This window comes from Pseudomonas sp. GW821-FHT01E10, from assembly GCF_059422365.1.
Window position 1 is genome coordinate 70,814 of the sequence record NZ_JBWKWT010000004.1, and the last position, 14,099, is coordinate 84,912.

18 protein-coding genes and 4 tRNA genes are annotated in these 14,099 nt (G+C 58.3%); 9 read left to right on the forward strand and 13 right to left on the reverse strand.

Annotated features, from left to right (window positions below; genetic code table 11):
* The 4 genes from AC07V0_RS09505 to AC07V0_RS09520 all read right to left on the reverse strand — a co-directional run bounded on the left by AC07V0_RS09505 (nucleotide 1) and on the right by AC07V0_RS09520 (nucleotide 477).
* Nucleotides 1–72 (reverse strand) — tRNA-His (locus AC07V0_RS09505).
* Nucleotides 73–150: 78 nt separating this feature from the next.
* Nucleotides 151–235: transfer RNA gene (locus AC07V0_RS09510), tRNA-Leu, on the reverse strand.
* A gap of 57 nt (nucleotides 236–292) precedes the next feature.
* Nucleotides 293–368, reverse strand: a tRNA-His gene (locus tag AC07V0_RS09515).
* Nucleotides 369–400: 32 nt separating this feature from the next.
* A tRNA-Arg gene (locus tag AC07V0_RS09520) sits at nucleotides 401–477 on the reverse strand.
* A gap of 275 nt (nucleotides 478–752) precedes the next feature.
* Between AC07V0_RS09520 and folD the strand changes: the two genes are divergently transcribed.
* Together folD and pbpG are read left to right on the forward strand one after the other, a co-directional pair.
* Nucleotides 753–1,607 (forward strand): bifunctional methylenetetrahydrofolate dehydrogenase/methenyltetrahydrofolate cyclohydrolase FolD, encoded by an 855-nt coding sequence (gene folD, locus AC07V0_RS09525; protein WP_018925421.1) that lies wholly within the window; start codon nucleotides 753–755, stop codon nucleotides 1,605–1,607.
* 261 nt (nucleotides 1,608–1,868) lie between these two features.
* Nucleotides 1,869–2,807 carry a D-alanyl-D-alanine endopeptidase gene (gene pbpG, locus AC07V0_RS09530; protein WP_018925420.1) on the forward strand — a complete coding sequence of 313 codons (939 nt, stop codon included), beginning with the start codon at nucleotides 1,869–1,871 and terminating at the stop codon, nucleotides 2,805–2,807.
* Nucleotides 2,808–2,865: 58 nt separating this feature from the next.
* On the opposite strand, the gene AC07V0_RS09535 is transcribed toward pbpG, so the two are convergent.
* The 3 genes from AC07V0_RS09535 to AC07V0_RS09545 form a co-directional block, all read right to left on the reverse strand.
* A complete protein-coding gene (locus tag AC07V0_RS09535) occupies nucleotides 2,866–3,090 on the reverse strand; it encodes a hypothetical protein (protein ID WP_018925419.1) in 225 nt (74 codons plus the stop codon).
* Between the two features lie 12 nt (nucleotides 3,091–3,102).
* The gene (locus tag AC07V0_RS09540) at nucleotides 3,103–3,318 is read right to left on the reverse strand and encodes a DUF6021 family protein (protein WP_086945071.1); all 216 of its coding nucleotides are present in this window, start codon (nucleotides 3,316–3,318) and stop codon (nucleotides 3,103–3,105) included.
* 94 nt (nucleotides 3,319–3,412) lie between these two features.
* On the reverse strand, nucleotides 3,413–4,141 hold the full coding sequence (locus AC07V0_RS09545; protein ID WP_018925417.1) for a cysteine peptidase family C39 domain-containing protein: 729 nt from the start codon (nucleotides 4,139–4,141) through the stop codon (nucleotides 3,413–3,415).
* Between the two features lie 171 nt (nucleotides 4,142–4,312).
* Here AC07V0_RS09545 and AC07V0_RS09550 point away from each other — a divergent pair, with 171 nt between their 5' ends.
* A complete protein-coding gene (locus tag AC07V0_RS09550; RefSeq protein ID WP_173861183.1) occupies nucleotides 4,313–4,483 on the forward strand; it encodes a hypothetical protein in 171 nt (56 codons plus the stop codon).
* 80 nt (nucleotides 4,484–4,563) lie between these two features.
* On the opposite strand, the gene AC07V0_RS09555 is transcribed toward AC07V0_RS09550, so the two are convergent.
* Together AC07V0_RS09555 and AC07V0_RS09560 are read right to left on the reverse strand one after the other, a co-directional pair.
* Nucleotides 4,564–5,313: a TerC family protein gene (locus AC07V0_RS09555; RefSeq protein ID WP_086945072.1), complete on the reverse strand. Its 750-nt coding sequence runs from the start codon at nucleotides 5,311–5,313 to the stop codon at nucleotides 4,564–4,566.
* 28 nt (nucleotides 5,314–5,341) lie between these two features.
* Nucleotides 5,342–5,584: a hypothetical protein gene (locus tag AC07V0_RS09560; RefSeq protein WP_007940414.1), complete on the reverse strand. Its 243-nt coding sequence runs from the start codon at nucleotides 5,582–5,584 to the stop codon at nucleotides 5,342–5,344.
* A gap of 156 nt (nucleotides 5,585–5,740) precedes the next feature.
* Here AC07V0_RS09560 and nhaR point away from each other — a divergent pair, with 156 nt between their 5' ends.
* Complete coding sequence (gene nhaR, locus AC07V0_RS09565) at nucleotides 5,741–6,640, forward strand: transcriptional activator NhaR (protein ID WP_086945073.1); 900 nt, start codon at nucleotides 5,741–5,743, stop codon at nucleotides 6,638–6,640.
* 4 nt (nucleotides 6,641–6,644) lie between these two features.
* Here the strand turns inward: nhaR and AC07V0_RS09570 are convergent, their stop codons facing one another.
* Complete coding sequence (locus tag AC07V0_RS09570) at nucleotides 6,645–7,799, reverse strand: MFS transporter (RefSeq protein WP_018925413.1); 1,155 nt, start codon at nucleotides 7,797–7,799, stop codon at nucleotides 6,645–6,647.
* A gap of 334 nt (nucleotides 7,800–8,133) precedes the next feature.
* Here AC07V0_RS09570 and sstT point away from each other — a divergent pair, with 334 nt between their 5' ends.
* Complete coding sequence (sstT, locus tag AC07V0_RS09575; RefSeq protein ID WP_064618915.1) at nucleotides 8,134–9,366, forward strand: serine/threonine transporter SstT; 1,233 nt, start codon at nucleotides 8,134–8,136, stop codon at nucleotides 9,364–9,366.
* A 69-nt stretch (nucleotides 9,367–9,435) separates the two neighbouring features.
* Here sstT and AC07V0_RS09580 read toward each other — a convergent pair whose 3' ends face one another.
* Entirely contained in the window at nucleotides 9,436–9,945 is a 510-nt protein-coding gene (locus AC07V0_RS09580) for a DUF1993 domain-containing protein (RefSeq protein ID WP_019579999.1), read from the reverse strand.
* A gap of 127 nt (nucleotides 9,946–10,072) precedes the next feature.
* Between AC07V0_RS09580 and AC07V0_RS09585 the strand changes: the two genes are divergently transcribed.
* Nucleotides 10,073–10,720 (forward strand): YceH family protein, encoded by a 648-nt coding sequence (locus AC07V0_RS09585; protein WP_018925410.1) that lies wholly within the window; start codon nucleotides 10,073–10,075, stop codon nucleotides 10,718–10,720.
* A gap of 163 nt (nucleotides 10,721–10,883) precedes the next feature.
* On the opposite strand, the gene AC07V0_RS09590 is transcribed toward AC07V0_RS09585, so the two are convergent.
* Entirely contained in the window at nucleotides 10,884–11,702 is an 819-nt protein-coding gene (locus AC07V0_RS09590) for a shikimate 5-dehydrogenase (RefSeq protein WP_086945074.1), read from the reverse strand.
* Between the two features lie 238 nt (nucleotides 11,703–11,940).
* On the opposite strand from AC07V0_RS09590, the gene AC07V0_RS09595 reads away from it, so the two are divergent.
* From AC07V0_RS09595 to AC07V0_RS09605, 3 genes are all read left to right on the forward strand, one after another.
* The gene (locus tag AC07V0_RS09595) at nucleotides 11,941–12,309 is read left to right on the forward strand and encodes a hypothetical protein (RefSeq protein WP_018925408.1); all 369 of its coding nucleotides are present in this window, start codon (nucleotides 11,941–11,943) and stop codon (nucleotides 12,307–12,309) included.
* A 192-nt stretch (nucleotides 12,310–12,501) separates the two neighbouring features.
* Complete coding sequence (locus AC07V0_RS09600) at nucleotides 12,502–12,696, forward strand: hypothetical protein (RefSeq protein WP_018925407.1); 195 nt, start codon at nucleotides 12,502–12,504, stop codon at nucleotides 12,694–12,696.
* 101 nt (nucleotides 12,697–12,797) lie between these two features.
* Nucleotides 12,798–12,980 (forward strand): hypothetical protein, encoded by a 183-nt coding sequence (locus AC07V0_RS09605; protein ID WP_018925406.1) that lies wholly within the window; start codon nucleotides 12,798–12,800, stop codon nucleotides 12,978–12,980.
* On the opposite strand, the gene AC07V0_RS09610 is transcribed toward AC07V0_RS09605, so the two are convergent.
* A complete protein-coding gene (locus tag AC07V0_RS09610; protein WP_018925405.1) occupies nucleotides 12,977–14,038 on the reverse strand; it encodes an AI-2E family transporter in 1,062 nt (353 codons plus the stop codon). The two genes, AC07V0_RS09605 and AC07V0_RS09610, sit on opposite strands and share 4 nt — an antisense overlap.
* Between the last annotated feature and the right edge of the window lie 61 nt (nucleotides 14,039–14,099).

Consider the following 14,099-nt stretch of genomic DNA (forward strand, 5'->3'; position numbering starts at 1 on the left):
GTGGACGATGGGGATCGAACCCACGACAACGGGAGTCACAATCCCGTGCTCTACCAACTGAGCTACGCCCACCATATTGCGTGACAAAGAAGCCAAACAACTTCTTTGTTGAACCTCAATCATGCCAATCGGCATGAGTGAAGCTTTATTTGGTGCGGATGAAGAGACTCGAACTCTTACGCCTCGCGGCGCTGGAACCTAAATCCAGTGTGTCTACCAATTCCACCACATCCGCGGGTTGAAGCTGTTAAAGCAAAGGCGCCAGACTATTAATCTGGCGCCTTTCGAAATATGGGGTGGACGATGGGGATCGAACCCACGACAACGGGAGTCACAATCCCGTGCTCTACCAACTGAGCTACGCCCACCATATCGCGCTACTTGTGCCAATGCTGCCTAATGGCGCACCCGGCAGGACTCGAACCTGCGACCATCCGCTTAGAAGGCGGATGCTCTATCCAGCTGAGCTACGGGCGCCTTGTTAATCTGTACCCTTGAAGGACTACAAACTAAGTGCTTTTCAGCCTTGCGGAACCGTAACTCCGCTCGACCTTCTTAACCAGTGCTAGGCTGTGCCCGACAAGTGCGACGAATAGTATAGAGCCCCCTGAAGGTCGTCAAATCCTTTTTGAAAAAAATTCATTTAATTAAAGGAGTTAGGGGAATTTGCAGACCAAGCGCCTTTGCCCTCACCTCGTGACATGCGAGAATGCGCTCTCTTTTTTTCCCCTCTCGATGGTTAATCACGCGCAATGACTGCACAACTAATCGACGGCAAATCGATCGCCGCCAGCCTGCGCCAGCAGATCGCCAAACGAGTTGCCGAGCGTCGCCAGCAAGGCCTGCGCACACCCGGCCTCGCGGTGATCCTGGTCGGCAGCGATCCTGCCTCTCAGGTTTATGTCTCGCACAAGCGTAAAGACTGTGAAGAGGTCGGCTTCCTATCCCAAGCCTATGACCTGCCTGCCGACACCACTCAAGCAGCGCTGACCGATCTGATCGATCGCCTGAACGACGACCCGGCAATCGACGGCGTTCTGCTTCAGCTGCCTCTACCTGAACACCTGGACGCCTCCAAATTGCTGGAGCGCATTCGTCCCGACAAGGACGTCGACGGTTTCCACCCTTATAACGTCGGTCGCCTGGCCCAGCGCATTCCGCTGCTGCGCCCGTGCACGCCCAAAGGCATCATGACGCTGCTGGAAAGCACCGGCGTCAATCTTTACGGGATGGACGCGGTCATTGTCGGGGCTTCCAACATTGTTGGTCGTCCGATGGCGATGGAACTGCTGCTGGCCGGTTGCACCGTGACGGTCACCCACCGCTTCACCAAGGATCTGGCCGGCCACGTCGGTCGCGCCGACCTGGTAGTGGTTGCCGCCGGCAAGCCGGGCCTGGTCAAAGGTGAGTGGATCAAGGAAGGCGCGATCGTGATCGACGTCGGCATCAACCGTCAGGCAGACGGCAAACTGGTCGGCGACGTGACTTACGAATCCGCCCTGGCCCGTGCCGGCTGGATCACTCCGGTACCGGGTGGCGTCGGCCCGATGACCCGCGCCTGCCTGCTGGAAAACACGTTGTACGCCGCCGAAACACTGCACAGCTGAGTTAACTCTCACCCTGCTGCACCCAAAAGAACCCCGCCCATCGCGGGGTTCTTTTTGCCTGTAGCAAACAGCTCGATCACAGAGGTCGGACAACTGCAAAGCCAAATAGTAAAGAAAGAGTTACAGCATTAAATATTCTTCACTTTTACCCCCCGTCTTGCAGGCGCCTATGGCTTTCCTGGCACATACTCCTAAAATGCGTCGTTTTTAAGAAACAGCCCGTTACAGAACGGCATATCCACCCTTTATGAGTCTGCCAGCGTGAAAATCCGTCTTTCCATCCTGAGCCTAGTTTTTGCAGTTACAGGGACTTTCATCACGCCAACGGTCAACGCCGGTGAAACCACCGCGGCACCACGAGACACTGCACAACTGAAGATCGCTTCCGGCAGCGCTTTGCTGATGGATCTGCAAACCAACAAAGTCATCTATGCCAGCAATCCTGACGTCGTCGTACCCATCGCCTCCGTCAGCAAACTGATGACCGGCCTGGTGGTCGTAGAAGCGCGGCAGAACATGGACGAATATATTCCCGTTAACATCAGCGACACCCCGGAAATGAAAGGCGTGTTCTCCCGAGTCAAACTCCAAAGCGAATTGACGCGCCGCGAGATGCTGTTGATCGCCCTGATGTCATCGGAAAACCGTGCCGCCGCAACCTTGGCGCATCACTATCCGGGCGGTTACGTCGCGTTCATTGCCGCCATGAACGCCAAAGCCAAGGCGCTGGGCATGACCAGTACCCATTTCGTCGAACCGACGGGTCTCTCCCCGCGCAACGTGTCCACCGCCCGCGACCTCAGCAAACTGCTGATCGCCGCGCACAAGTACCCACTCTTGACCGAGCTGAGCACGACCAAGGAAAAAACCGTTACATTCCGTAAACCCAACTACAGCCTGGGTTTCCACAATACCGACCACTTGATCAACAAGCCGAACTGGGACATCAAGCTGACGAAAACCGGGTTTACCAACCAGGCCGGCCACTGCCTGGTGTTGGTGACCAGCATGGGCAACCGTCCGGTTGCGCTGGTGATTCTCGATGCCTTCGGCAAGTACACGCACTTTGCCGATGCAACCCGTATTCGCAGCTGGGTTGAAACCGGCAAGAGCACCAACGTGCCGTCCGTCGCCCTGCAATACAAGTCAGACAAGAACCTCAAGCATCGCCAGAGCGGTGTGATTGAAGCCTCAAAATAAGGTCGAAACATCCATAAATGAAAAGCCCCGAATATTCGGGGCTTTTTTTGTCCGGCGGTCAATCATTGGGCAACGGCATCTGATCGTCATCCGGAATGCCGTCCCCGGCACTCGGGTCTCGCCAGCCCTGCGGATGCTTCGTCGGCACCACGGTCGGCCTGGCCAAGGGATCCCTTAGCGGGCTGTCCGGATCCATCACCGGGTCCAGGTCCGCCTCGGGGGTTGTTGGAACGTTTTCGGGAGGGTCCGAATGTTTGTCGTCGAAGCTCGAATCGGTAGACATATGCACCTCTGACTAAGACTTGGGTTTCAGATTACCGAGCGGGTCGTAAGGCTTTGCCGGTGTCTTCTTGCCCTCTTCACCCGGTTTTATATCTTTGGGTGCCCTGGCAGGTCCGATGGGGTCGACCTGAGGATCAGCAACGTCCGGAGAGTCGGGGTCGAACCCCAACTCATTATCGGACGAATGCTCGGACGAGTGTGGGCCGACGGGGGTATTGGATTGAGCCATGGACGCCTCCTGGTCACGGCCCGGCGAGAAACCCGGGCCCTTTACATCAGAGGCGAACAACGTCGAGTAGTGCCCGGCGGATGACAAACGGAAACTACTGCGCGGTCAGCGCCTTCTTCGCCCTGGCTGCCGCCTGCTCCTGACCTGACTGGGCAAGATCGTTCGCCGCTTTCAGCCAGCGCTGCTGATCGACGTTGGCCGGAATCTGGTCCGGCTTCTGGATCAAAACGGCCCAACCGCCTGCATTCTCGAGCGCCGACTCAAAGGCGCTGAACCCCATCAGCAACCGACGATCCATCCCGGTGCGCAGCAACACGGTCTGCTTCTGACGGTTGTAACCGGCAAGAATGGCGTATCGCGGCCCGGCCCAGAAGGCCGAGCCTTCAGTAATGCGTACCATCACCGGATAACCGGCTGCGACCTGGGTCAGCAGCGCCGGCAATTGGCTGTCGAGGGGATAGACCACCATCCCGTATTCGCGGGCGAGGTTTTGCATGTTCTGCTGCAACCGGTCTTCGGCGCCCGGTAAATTCAGGGGCTTTTCGAGCAACCCTGGAGTTATCACGATGTCCTGTTGGGACAACAGGCTGGCCAGCACTTGAGGCCCGCTCTGATAACTTTGCCCACGGTAGAACGTACCGCTGAGTTCGACACGCTCCGGCAGACGCTTGATCTCAGGCGCTACGCTCCCCGCGCAGCCAGCCAGGCCGGCAACGCAGCCAACGATCAGTGCCAAAGATCGAATTCGAGAAAATACCCGCACCATCATCACTCTCTTGTTCAGACGCCAGGCGATCACGCAGCCGGCTTGGCCGTCGATCATAGGATGCCGCGCGACAGCGGTATAGCCTTAACCGGCAGTTGTTTGCATTTGATAGAGCGAACGGGTTGATGACAGGCGACCTTTGGTCAATAGCCTGAAACACAGCAACGGCTAGACTGTCCTTTACCAAGGAAGAGTGTGCGCCCGCGGCAGGGCAAAGAGGAGGCACTGATGAGCCTGACAATGACCATTGTGATGTTGATTTCCGGCTGGCTGGCAGTGGCCGCCGCCATGTTGTGGGGCGTTTTGCGCATTACCCGTCGGCACCATCACCACCCGATTAAATCGGCGCCCGCGGCCAAAACCGATAAACCGGCTACACACCCCATCACCGCGCACTGACTGGCGCTTTTCAGTCGTACAAACAAAAAACGGCCGCCTGGACTCTCGCAAGTTCAGGCGGCCGTTTCGTTTATCGGCGATTAAGCTTCTGCGGCAACGCGCCTCTGTTTGGCCCGCCGCGACAGCATGTTCAAGCCTTCGATCGTCGCCGAGAACGCCATGGCCGCGTAGACATAGCCTTTCGGTACGTGGGCGCCGAAACCTTCGGCGATCAGCGTCATGCCGATCATGATCAAGAAGCCCAGCGCCAGCATCACCACCGTCGGGTTGTCGTTGATGAACTTGGCCAACGGGTCAGCAGCCAGCAACATCACCAGGACCGACACCACCACCGCGATGATCATGATCGGCAAATGCTCGGTCATGCCGACAGCGGTAATGATGCTGTCGATGGAGAACACCATGTCGAGCATCAGGATCTGACCGATGGCGGCGGCAAAGCCCAGGGTCACGGTCGAGGTGGCCGACGTCGGGTCTACCGGCGACGGGTCCATGCTGTGATGAATCTCGGTGGTCGCCTTCCACAACAGGAACAGGCCGCCGGCGATCAGGATCATGTCCTTCCAGGAGAACGCGTGGCCGAGAATGTCGATCACCGGTTCAGTCAACTGGACGATAAACGCGATGGTGCTCAACAGCGCCAGGCGCAGGATCAACGCCATGCCGATACCAATGCGCCGCGCCTTCTGGCGATGCTGCTCGGGCAGCTTATTGGTGAGGATCGAGATGAAGATCAGGTTATCGATGCCGAGCACGATTTCCATCACCACCAACGTGGCCAGGGCGACCCAGGCGGTGGGGCTTGCAGCGAGTTCTAAAAGGTATTCCATGGGTCAGTCCTGACTCGTTGTAGACGGTTTAGATTTCCTGGGACGAAGAGTCGGTTTTGCCCGTCTCTTTGGCCGGTTGTTCTTTCTTGCTGATCAGGCCACTCGTGGCCTCGCTCAACGCTTGTTCGGCGGCTTTGTGGGTATCGTCAATCGCCTGTTTGGCGCTTTCGGCGGCCTTGCCCATCAATTGCTGAGCACTTTTCTCGGCCTGGTCGCAACCGGCCAACACCAGTAAAGAGGTGATCAGCAGCGCGGTGGTTTTAAGCTTCATGATGCTTTCCTCGATAGGACAGACAGAACCCGAAAGGCGATCCGTCGATAGCGAGGCAGTCTAAAGAGGCAAACACTTCAGGAAAATTCGTATTTTCAGCGGTTATACTTCGGTTTTTACGAATCCATAGCAAAACACACGCTACGGGGAACATGAATGCTGAATTATCGACAGCTGCATTATTTCTGGGTGGTGGCCAAGACCGGCAGCATCGTGCGCGCCTGCGAGCAGTTGAACCTGACACCACAGACCATCAGCGGGCAGATTTCCCTGCTCGAACAAACCTATGGCATTGAATTGTTTCGCCGGGTCGGGCGGCAGCTAGAACTCACCGAAGCCGGGCGTCAGACCCTGCCCTACGCCGAGCAGATGTTTCAACTCGGGGGCGAGCTGGAGCTGATGCTGCGGGCGCAGCCCAATGAGCAACAGATTCTGTTTCGGGTGGGCGTCGCCGATGTGGTGCCCAAATCCATCGTCTATCGCCTGATCGCGCCGACCATGGAGTTGAACGAGCCGCTACGCATCACCTGCCGCGAAGACAAACTGGAACGATTGCTCGCCGACCTGGCGATTCAACGCCTCGACCTGGTGATTTCCGACAGCCCGATGCCCTCGCATCTGGATATCAAGGGCTATAGCCAGAAGCTCGGCGAATGCGGTATCAGCTTCTTTGCCACCGCTGAACTGACGGCGCGATACGGCCAGGATTTCCCCCGCAGCCTGCACGGCGCCCCGTTGTTGATTCCCGGGCCGGAAACCGTGGTGCGCAGTCGCTTGCAACGCTGGTTTGCCGAACAGCAGATCCAGCCGCGAATCGTCGGCGAGTTCGACGACAGCGCTTTGATGCAGGCTTTCGGCCAATCCGGTAGCGGGATTTTCATCGGCCCGAGCGTGATTGCCGACGAGGTGAAACGCCAATGCGGTGTGGAGTTGATCGGCCAGACCGACGCGGTGCGCGAGTCGTTCTATGCCATTTCGGTGGAACGCAAGGTCAAGCACCCCGGCATTGTCGCCATTACCGAAGGTGCCCGACGCGAGCTGTTCACCGAGATGTAAAGCCTCAGGCGCAGACTTCGCGAGGTTTGAAGGTCATCAGCGCCATGGCCAGGAGAATCGAAACCAGGATAAAACCGGCTGCGGCGAAACCCAGTCCACCCAGGCCCACACTGTCGATCACCCGGCCGCCAACCATGGCGCCCAGGCCGATCCCGAGGTTGGCCCCGGCAATGTTCAACGACGCCGCGAAGGCCGGCGCTTCAGGCGCCGCCTTCATCAACCGCACATGACTGACCAGGAACAACGCCGCCTGGGTCACCCCCCAAATCCCCATCGCCGCCGCCAGCCCCAGCGGCGAGTGAATGTTCGGCACCAGCGTCACCATGCCGGCAATCATGAATGCGCAAAACGTCATAGAAGCGATCAGCGGGTGACGATCCACCGCGCGACCGCCCAGCGAGTTGCCGATCAGCCCGACCGCGCCGAAGCCCATCAGACACCAGCCGACCACGGTGCCGTTGAAACCGGCGAGGCGTTCAAGAATGTCGGCCAGGTAGGTGTAGGCGGTGAACATGCCGCTGAACACCAGGATCGACAGCAGAACATGACCCAGCATCAGCGGGCTGCGCAAGATCTTGAATTGCGAACGAAAACTCACCTGATGCTGGTGCAGGCTGGTTTTCGGCAAATAGATAAACAGCAGCAGCGCCTTGGCAAACGCAATCACCGCCAGAATGCCGAAAGCACTGCGCCAACCGAACGCATCGGAAATCAACGTGCCGACCGGAATGCCGAATACGGTGGCGCAGACGATGCCGAAACCAATCTTGGCAATCGCCCGCCCGGCGTAGTCCGGTCCGACGATGTCCACCGCGGTTTCACTGGCCAACGCCCAGAACACCGGCAACCCCAGCGCCGGAATCAACCGGGCAATGGCCATCACCCAAATGTTCGGCGCAAACGCCGCCAGCGTGTTGGCCAGGCCGAACATGATCAACACGCTGATGAACAGTTTGCGCCGTTCAAACCTTGCGAAATACGCTGTCAGGAACGGCCCGAACGCGGCCACGGTGAACGCAAACAGGGTCACCAGCAAACCCGCTTGAGGGATGCTGACGTCCAGGTCACGGGCGATTGCCGGCAACAGGCCGACGATGATGAATTCCGTGGTCAGCACCGTGAAACCGGCGGCGGACAACAGAAGAATGGGCAACAGCATGCAGAACTCCAGGAAAACGACGACACCAGCGACAGCCCGAAGGCCCACTGGCAGAACTAGAAAATGAGGATGGCGAAGCTTAACAGAGTGTTTCCAAACGAAGTTGCACGAACCTGCAAATCGCGTTGAACAATCGGGTGGCAGATCGTCACAGGTCTGAAGGATCGCGGCTACGCTGTGATAAAGTCCGCGACCCGCGAGATTGACACCTTGCTCATCGGCCATTGATTGGCATTGATGTGGCGACCCCTTCGGTTCCCTCCATGTAGCCTGCCCGGCTTTTTGCTGCATGAGCCAAGGAACCCTGCACCCTAATAAAATCAGAGATACCGTTATGACCGCTTCATCCCCTTCTCTTTTGCAACGCCTGAAACGCAGCAGCCTGGTCACGCAAATCATCATCGGCCTGATCGCCGGGATTGCCCTGGCCCTGTTCGCGCCTGAGGTGGCGAAGTCCACCGCCTTCATTGGCAAAGTATTCGTGTCGGCGCTCAAGGCTGTCGCGCCGATTCTGGTGTTCGTGCTGGTCATGGCCTCGATTGCCAATCATAAGCACGGCCAGGAAACCCATATCCGGCCGATCCTGTTTCTGTATCTGCTGGGCACCTTCGCCGCAGCCGTGGTTGCAGTGATCGCCAGTACGCTGTTTCCGTCGAGCCTGGTGCTGTCGACCCAGGACGTTGCGGTCACCGCGCCGGGCGGCATCAGCGAAGTGCTGCAAAGTCTGTTGCTGAGCGTGGTCGATAACCCGGTCAGCGCACTGATGAACGCCAACTTCATCGGCATTCTGGCGTGGGCGATCGGCATGGGCATTGCGATCCGCCATGCTGGCGAGACGACGCGCGAAGTGCTGGGCGACCTGTCCAATGGCGTGACCGTGATCGTGCGCCTGGTGATTCGCTTTGCGCCGCTGGGGATCTTCGGTCTGGTGGCTTCGACCCTCGCCACTTCCGGTTTCGGCGCATTGATCGGCTATATGCACCTGCTGGCGGTGCTGCTGGGCTGCATGCTGTTCGTCGCGTTGGTGATGAACCCGGTCATCGTGTTCTGGAAACTGCGCCGCAACCCGTATCCGCTGGTACTCACCTGCCTGCGCGAGAGCGGCATCACCGCCTTCTTCACCCGCAGCTCGGCGGCGAACATTCCGGTCAACCTGGAATTGAGCAAACGCCTGGGCCTGCATGAAGACACCTATTCGGTATCGATCCCGCTCGGCGCGACCATCAACATGGCCGGCGCGGCGATCACCATCACTGTGCTGACCCTGGCCGCCGTGCACACCCTGGGCATCGCCGTGGATATTCCGACGGCCATTCTGCTCAGCGTCGTCGCGGCAATTTGTGCCTGTGGCGCCTCGGGCGTGGCGGGCGGTTCGTTGTTGCTGATTCCGCTGGCGTGCAGCCTGTTCGGCATCCCGAGCGAAATCGCCATGCAAGTGGTGGCGGTCGGCTTCATCATCGGTGTGTTGCAGGACTCGGCGGAAACCGCGCTGAACTCCTCCACCGACGTGCTGTTCACCGCGGCGGCTTGCCAGGGTGAAGAGTTGAAGGCGCAGCGTTTGGCGTAAACGCACCGACGAAAACGAAAAAGCCCGCCAAGGCTTACACCTTGGCGGGCTTTTTTGTACCTGGGTGGTTTAGAACGCGCCCATGTAATCGCGCTTGCCCACTTCCACACCGTTGTGACGCAGCAACGCGTAGGCAGTGGTGACGTGGAAGAAGAACTGCGGCAGACCGTAGCTCAGCAGGTAAGCCTGGCCAGTGAAGCGCTTCTCTTTAGGGGTGCCAGGACGGGTCACGATTTCGATGCCTTCCTTGCCGTTGATTTGCTCGGGTTTGATCTCGCCGATGAAGGCCAGAACCTTGGCGATCAACGCTTGCAGTTCGGCGAAGGTGGTTTCGGTATCGTCGTATTTCGGCAGTTCGATTTCAGCCAGACGCGCCGAAACACCCTTGGCGAAATCAACGGCGATCTGCACCTGACGCACCAGCGGGAACATGTCCGGGTACAGACGGGCCTGCAGGAATGCGTTCGGGTCGATGTTTTTCGCGGTAGCGTGGGCTTCGGCCTTGCTCAGGTTGTTGCTCAGGGCGTTGAGCATTTGCTGGAAAACCGGAACGGATGCGGCGTACAGGGAAATAGTCATGGCAGTCTCGTGTGGTGACGGGAGTAAAAAACGTGGAGCGATTATAGCCATGCCGGCGCGCCCTGCGACTTGTCTTTTATCCAGCAAGGATTAGGCTAGGCGGCTCGACTGCCTAGGGAAAAGCGCGATGAGCACTGAACAAGAGACGACCTTCGACGAACCGCGGCTCAACAGCACGGAAATCCGCATTTTGGGCTCGTTGATCGAAAAACAGGCCACCAGCCCGGAAACCTATCCGCTGACCCTCAATGCCCTGGTGATTGCCTGCAACCAGAAAACCAGCCGCGAACCGGTGATGAACCTCAGCCAGGGCCAGGTTGGCCAGAGCCTGCGCGCCCTTGAAGGTCGCGGCTTCACCCGGCTGGTGATGGGCAGCCGTGCCGACCGCTGGGAACATCGGGTCGACAAGGCGCTGGAACTGGTGCCGGCGCAGGTGATTCTGACGGGGCTGTTGTTCCTGCGCGGTCCGCAGACGGTCAACGAACTGCTGACCCGCAGCGGCCGCATGCATGACTTCGAAGATGCCGAACAAGTGGTGCATCAACTGGAGCGTTTGATCGCCCGAGGCCTGGCGCTGTTGATCCCGCGCCAGGCCGGTCAGCGCGAAGATCGTTACATGCATGCGCTGGGTGATCCGGCGGATATCGAAGCGATCCTCGCGGCCCGACAGAATCCGGTGGAACGTGGCACCGGTGGCGGTGTGTCGGTTGAGCGAATCGAAGAGCTTGAAGCGCGGATTGCGGCACTGGAAGAACGCCTGGCGCGCCTCGAATAACCCTTCCCGATGTACCGAGTTCCCTGTGGCGAGGGAGCTTGCTCCCGTTCGGCTGCGAAGCAGTCGCAAGGCCGGCAAACTCGGTGTGCTGACTGCTTTGGGGCCGCTTCGCGACCCAACGGGAGCAAGCTCCCTCGCCACAGGTCCAACCGATAATCGGAATTCAGCTCCGGGCAAACGCCACGGCTTTCTGAAACTGCTCATCGGTCGGTCGCACGCCGGTGTACAACACGAACTGCTCCAGCGCCTGGATGGCAATCACTTCCAGCCCGGTGATCACCCGTTTGCCTTCGGCACGAGCACGCACGATCAGCGGTGTTTCCGAGGGAATCGCCACCACATCGAAAACCGTTTCGGCGGCAGCGATGGCTTCAGGGGGAAACGCCAGTTGATCGGCTTCCAGGCCACCGGTCATGCCGATCGGCGTGACGTTGATCAGCATCTGCGGGCGTTGAGCACCCAGTTCCGCCTGCCATTGGTAACCCAGCGATTCGGCCAGGGCACGCCCGGCGCGTTCGTTGCGGGCCACGATCAAGCCGTTTTTGTAGCCGCCATCGCGCAAGGCACTGGCCACAGCCTTGGCCATGCCGCCGCTGCCGCGCAGGGCAAAGGTCGAATCCTTGGGCACCTGGTGGGTTTCGAGCAACTGGGCGACGGCGATGTAATCAGTGTTGTAGGCCTTGAGGTGGCCGTTGGTGTTGACGATAGTGTTGATCGATTGAATAGCCTCGGCCGATGCATCCAGCTCATCGACCAGCGCGATGCAGGCCTCCTTGAACGGCATCGACACGCCGCAACCCCGAATACCCAACGCACGAATGCCGCTGACAGCCCCCGTCAGGTCCTGACTGCTGAAGGCTTTGTAGTAAAAATTCAGCCCCAGTTGTTCGTACAGATGATTGTGAAACCGCAGGCCGAAATTGCCGGGACGGCCCGAGAGTGACATGCACAACTGGGTGTCTTTGTTGGGGTTCATCTGCATCCGAATCTCCTTCAGTAGCACTTTCAGATGGACGGAATTAACAATTCCACCGGATTGTGGTCGATCATAAGGGTATGTCTGTACCAGACAGCACCGTAAAGAAACCGGTACAGACCTTACACAAAATTTACCCAACGGCTGTGCTGATTTTCAAAAAATTGCTGTCTTAGAAGTATCCCCGCGACAACTTGTGTCTATTGCAGACCCAAGCGCCGGGTCGAAGAACCGAGGACTTATCATGATCCGTAAAATCCCCACAGTAGCCTTGCTGATCGGTGCTCTCGCTATCGCAGGGCAGGCAGAAGCAGGTGGTCGTGGCTGGGAAGGTCCGGCTGTGTTTGGTGCGATCGTCGGCTCGGCAATCATCGGCTCGGCAATTATCGGCCGCGACCGGCCGGTGTATGTAGAGCAACCGGTTTACGCTCAGCCTCAACCGGTTTACGTACAGCCACCGCCCGTTTACTACCAACCGGCGCCGGTCTATGTCCAACAACCGATGTACTACCGCCCGGCACCGATTTATTACGGTCCACCACGCGGCTACTATGGCCCACCGCGCGGCTACTATGGCCATCCCCATGGTTATTACCGTGACGACCGCTGGTAACAGACTCATCAGGCCCCGCCTCAACAGCGGGGCCTTTTTTGTGGCCGCAAGGCGAACGGAGTCTGAATAAATCTCGTCAAGGTCGCTGTCGGGACAGTACCGGCAGGTAAAGTCGGTCATATTTATGTCATGACAGGCCCGCAAGCTTGATCTGTCCATAAACAACAGGTTGATAAAAACAAGGACGACCTCATGCCCACACAAAACCCGCACCGCATTGTCGGCTTGTGCACATCCAGCAAGGTGTACAACGCACTGACCGAGCTCAAGCACCTAGAAGGCCATCGCAGCGCCAAGTTTCTCTCGCTGCTGGCGGAAAACCTGGTGCGCAAAGGCCTGCTCAATGAACAGGAAGTCGTGCATATGCTCGATCAAGTCGTGGACTGATCGCCAACACTCACTGGCATCAATGACGACTATCGAAAGCGTTGATTTTCCACTCAAGCGTCCGATCCGTAAGGTAACCCCACAGATTGATGGAGGTACTTATGGCTCAGGTTCAGATTATGTCCGTTATCGGCAGCGCCGTTCCCGCACCGCTCAGAGCACTGGGATTGCTTGCCTGCTGGTATCTCGTACAGGACGGCGAACCGATCAGCGGCCCGCTCACTTCGCTTCCCGACGCCCAAGCCCTGTCGCAACGTATCGGCTCAGGCCAGCTCAACGCTTAAGGCAGCTGAACCCGCTGTTTGGTATCGACGAAAATCGCCCAGCTCGACATAAACAACGCGGCAATCAACGGGCCGATGACAAAACCGTTCAGGCCGAAAATCGCCAGGCCACCCAGGGTCGAGATGAGAATCAGGTAGTCAGGCATTTTGGTGTCCTTGCCCACCAGAATCGGTCGCAGGATATTGTCCACCAACCCGATCACGAACACCCCGAACAACGCGAGCACCGTGCCCTGCCAGATCGCACCGCTGAGCAGGAAATACGCCGCCACCGGCACCCAGACGATACCCGCCCCCACCGCCGGCAACAGCGACAGGAATGCCATCAACACCGCCCAGAGCAGCACGCTCGGGATATCCAGAAACCAGAAAATCAACCCGCCCAACGCCCCTTGCGTGATCGACACCAGCAAACTGCCCTTCACCGTGGCCCGCACCACCCGATTGAATTTGAGTTGCAAGCGACGCTTCTGGTTATCTTCCAGCGGTATCGCCGCGCGCACTTTGCGCGCCAGTTCAGACCCGTCCCGCAGAAAGAAAAACAGCAGATACAGCATGATGAAAAAACCCACCACGAAATCGAACGTCCCCTGGCCAAAACTGAACGCCTGGGACGCCAGAAACTGACTGCCTTGCATCATGCTCTTGATGATTTTCTCGCGAAGCCCACTCAGTTCACCCATGCCGAAACGATCGAGCAAGTGCTGAAAGTACGGCGGCAAGCTGTGTTTGAACTGCGACACATGCCCGGCAATGTCCAGTTCGCCGCTTTCGATTCGGCCATAAAGCGCCGCGCCCTCCTGAACCAGCAAGGTACTGATGATGATTACCGGCAGGATCGCAATCAGCACACATAGACTCAAGGTGCACAGGGCCGTCAGGTTGCGTGACCAACCGAATCTCAGCTGCAACTGATGCTGCAAGGGCGCAAACAGAATGCCGAGGATGGCCGCCCAGAACACCGCACCGTAGAACGGCAGCAGAATCCAGACGAAGGCAACGGTCACCACAGCCAGCAAGACCATCAGCGAAGTGTTCTGGAGCTTCGTTTCGTTCATGTCCGGTCCATGCCAATGCGCAGAGGCGAAAATTCGCGTCCTTATGTTTAGTCCGCCACGG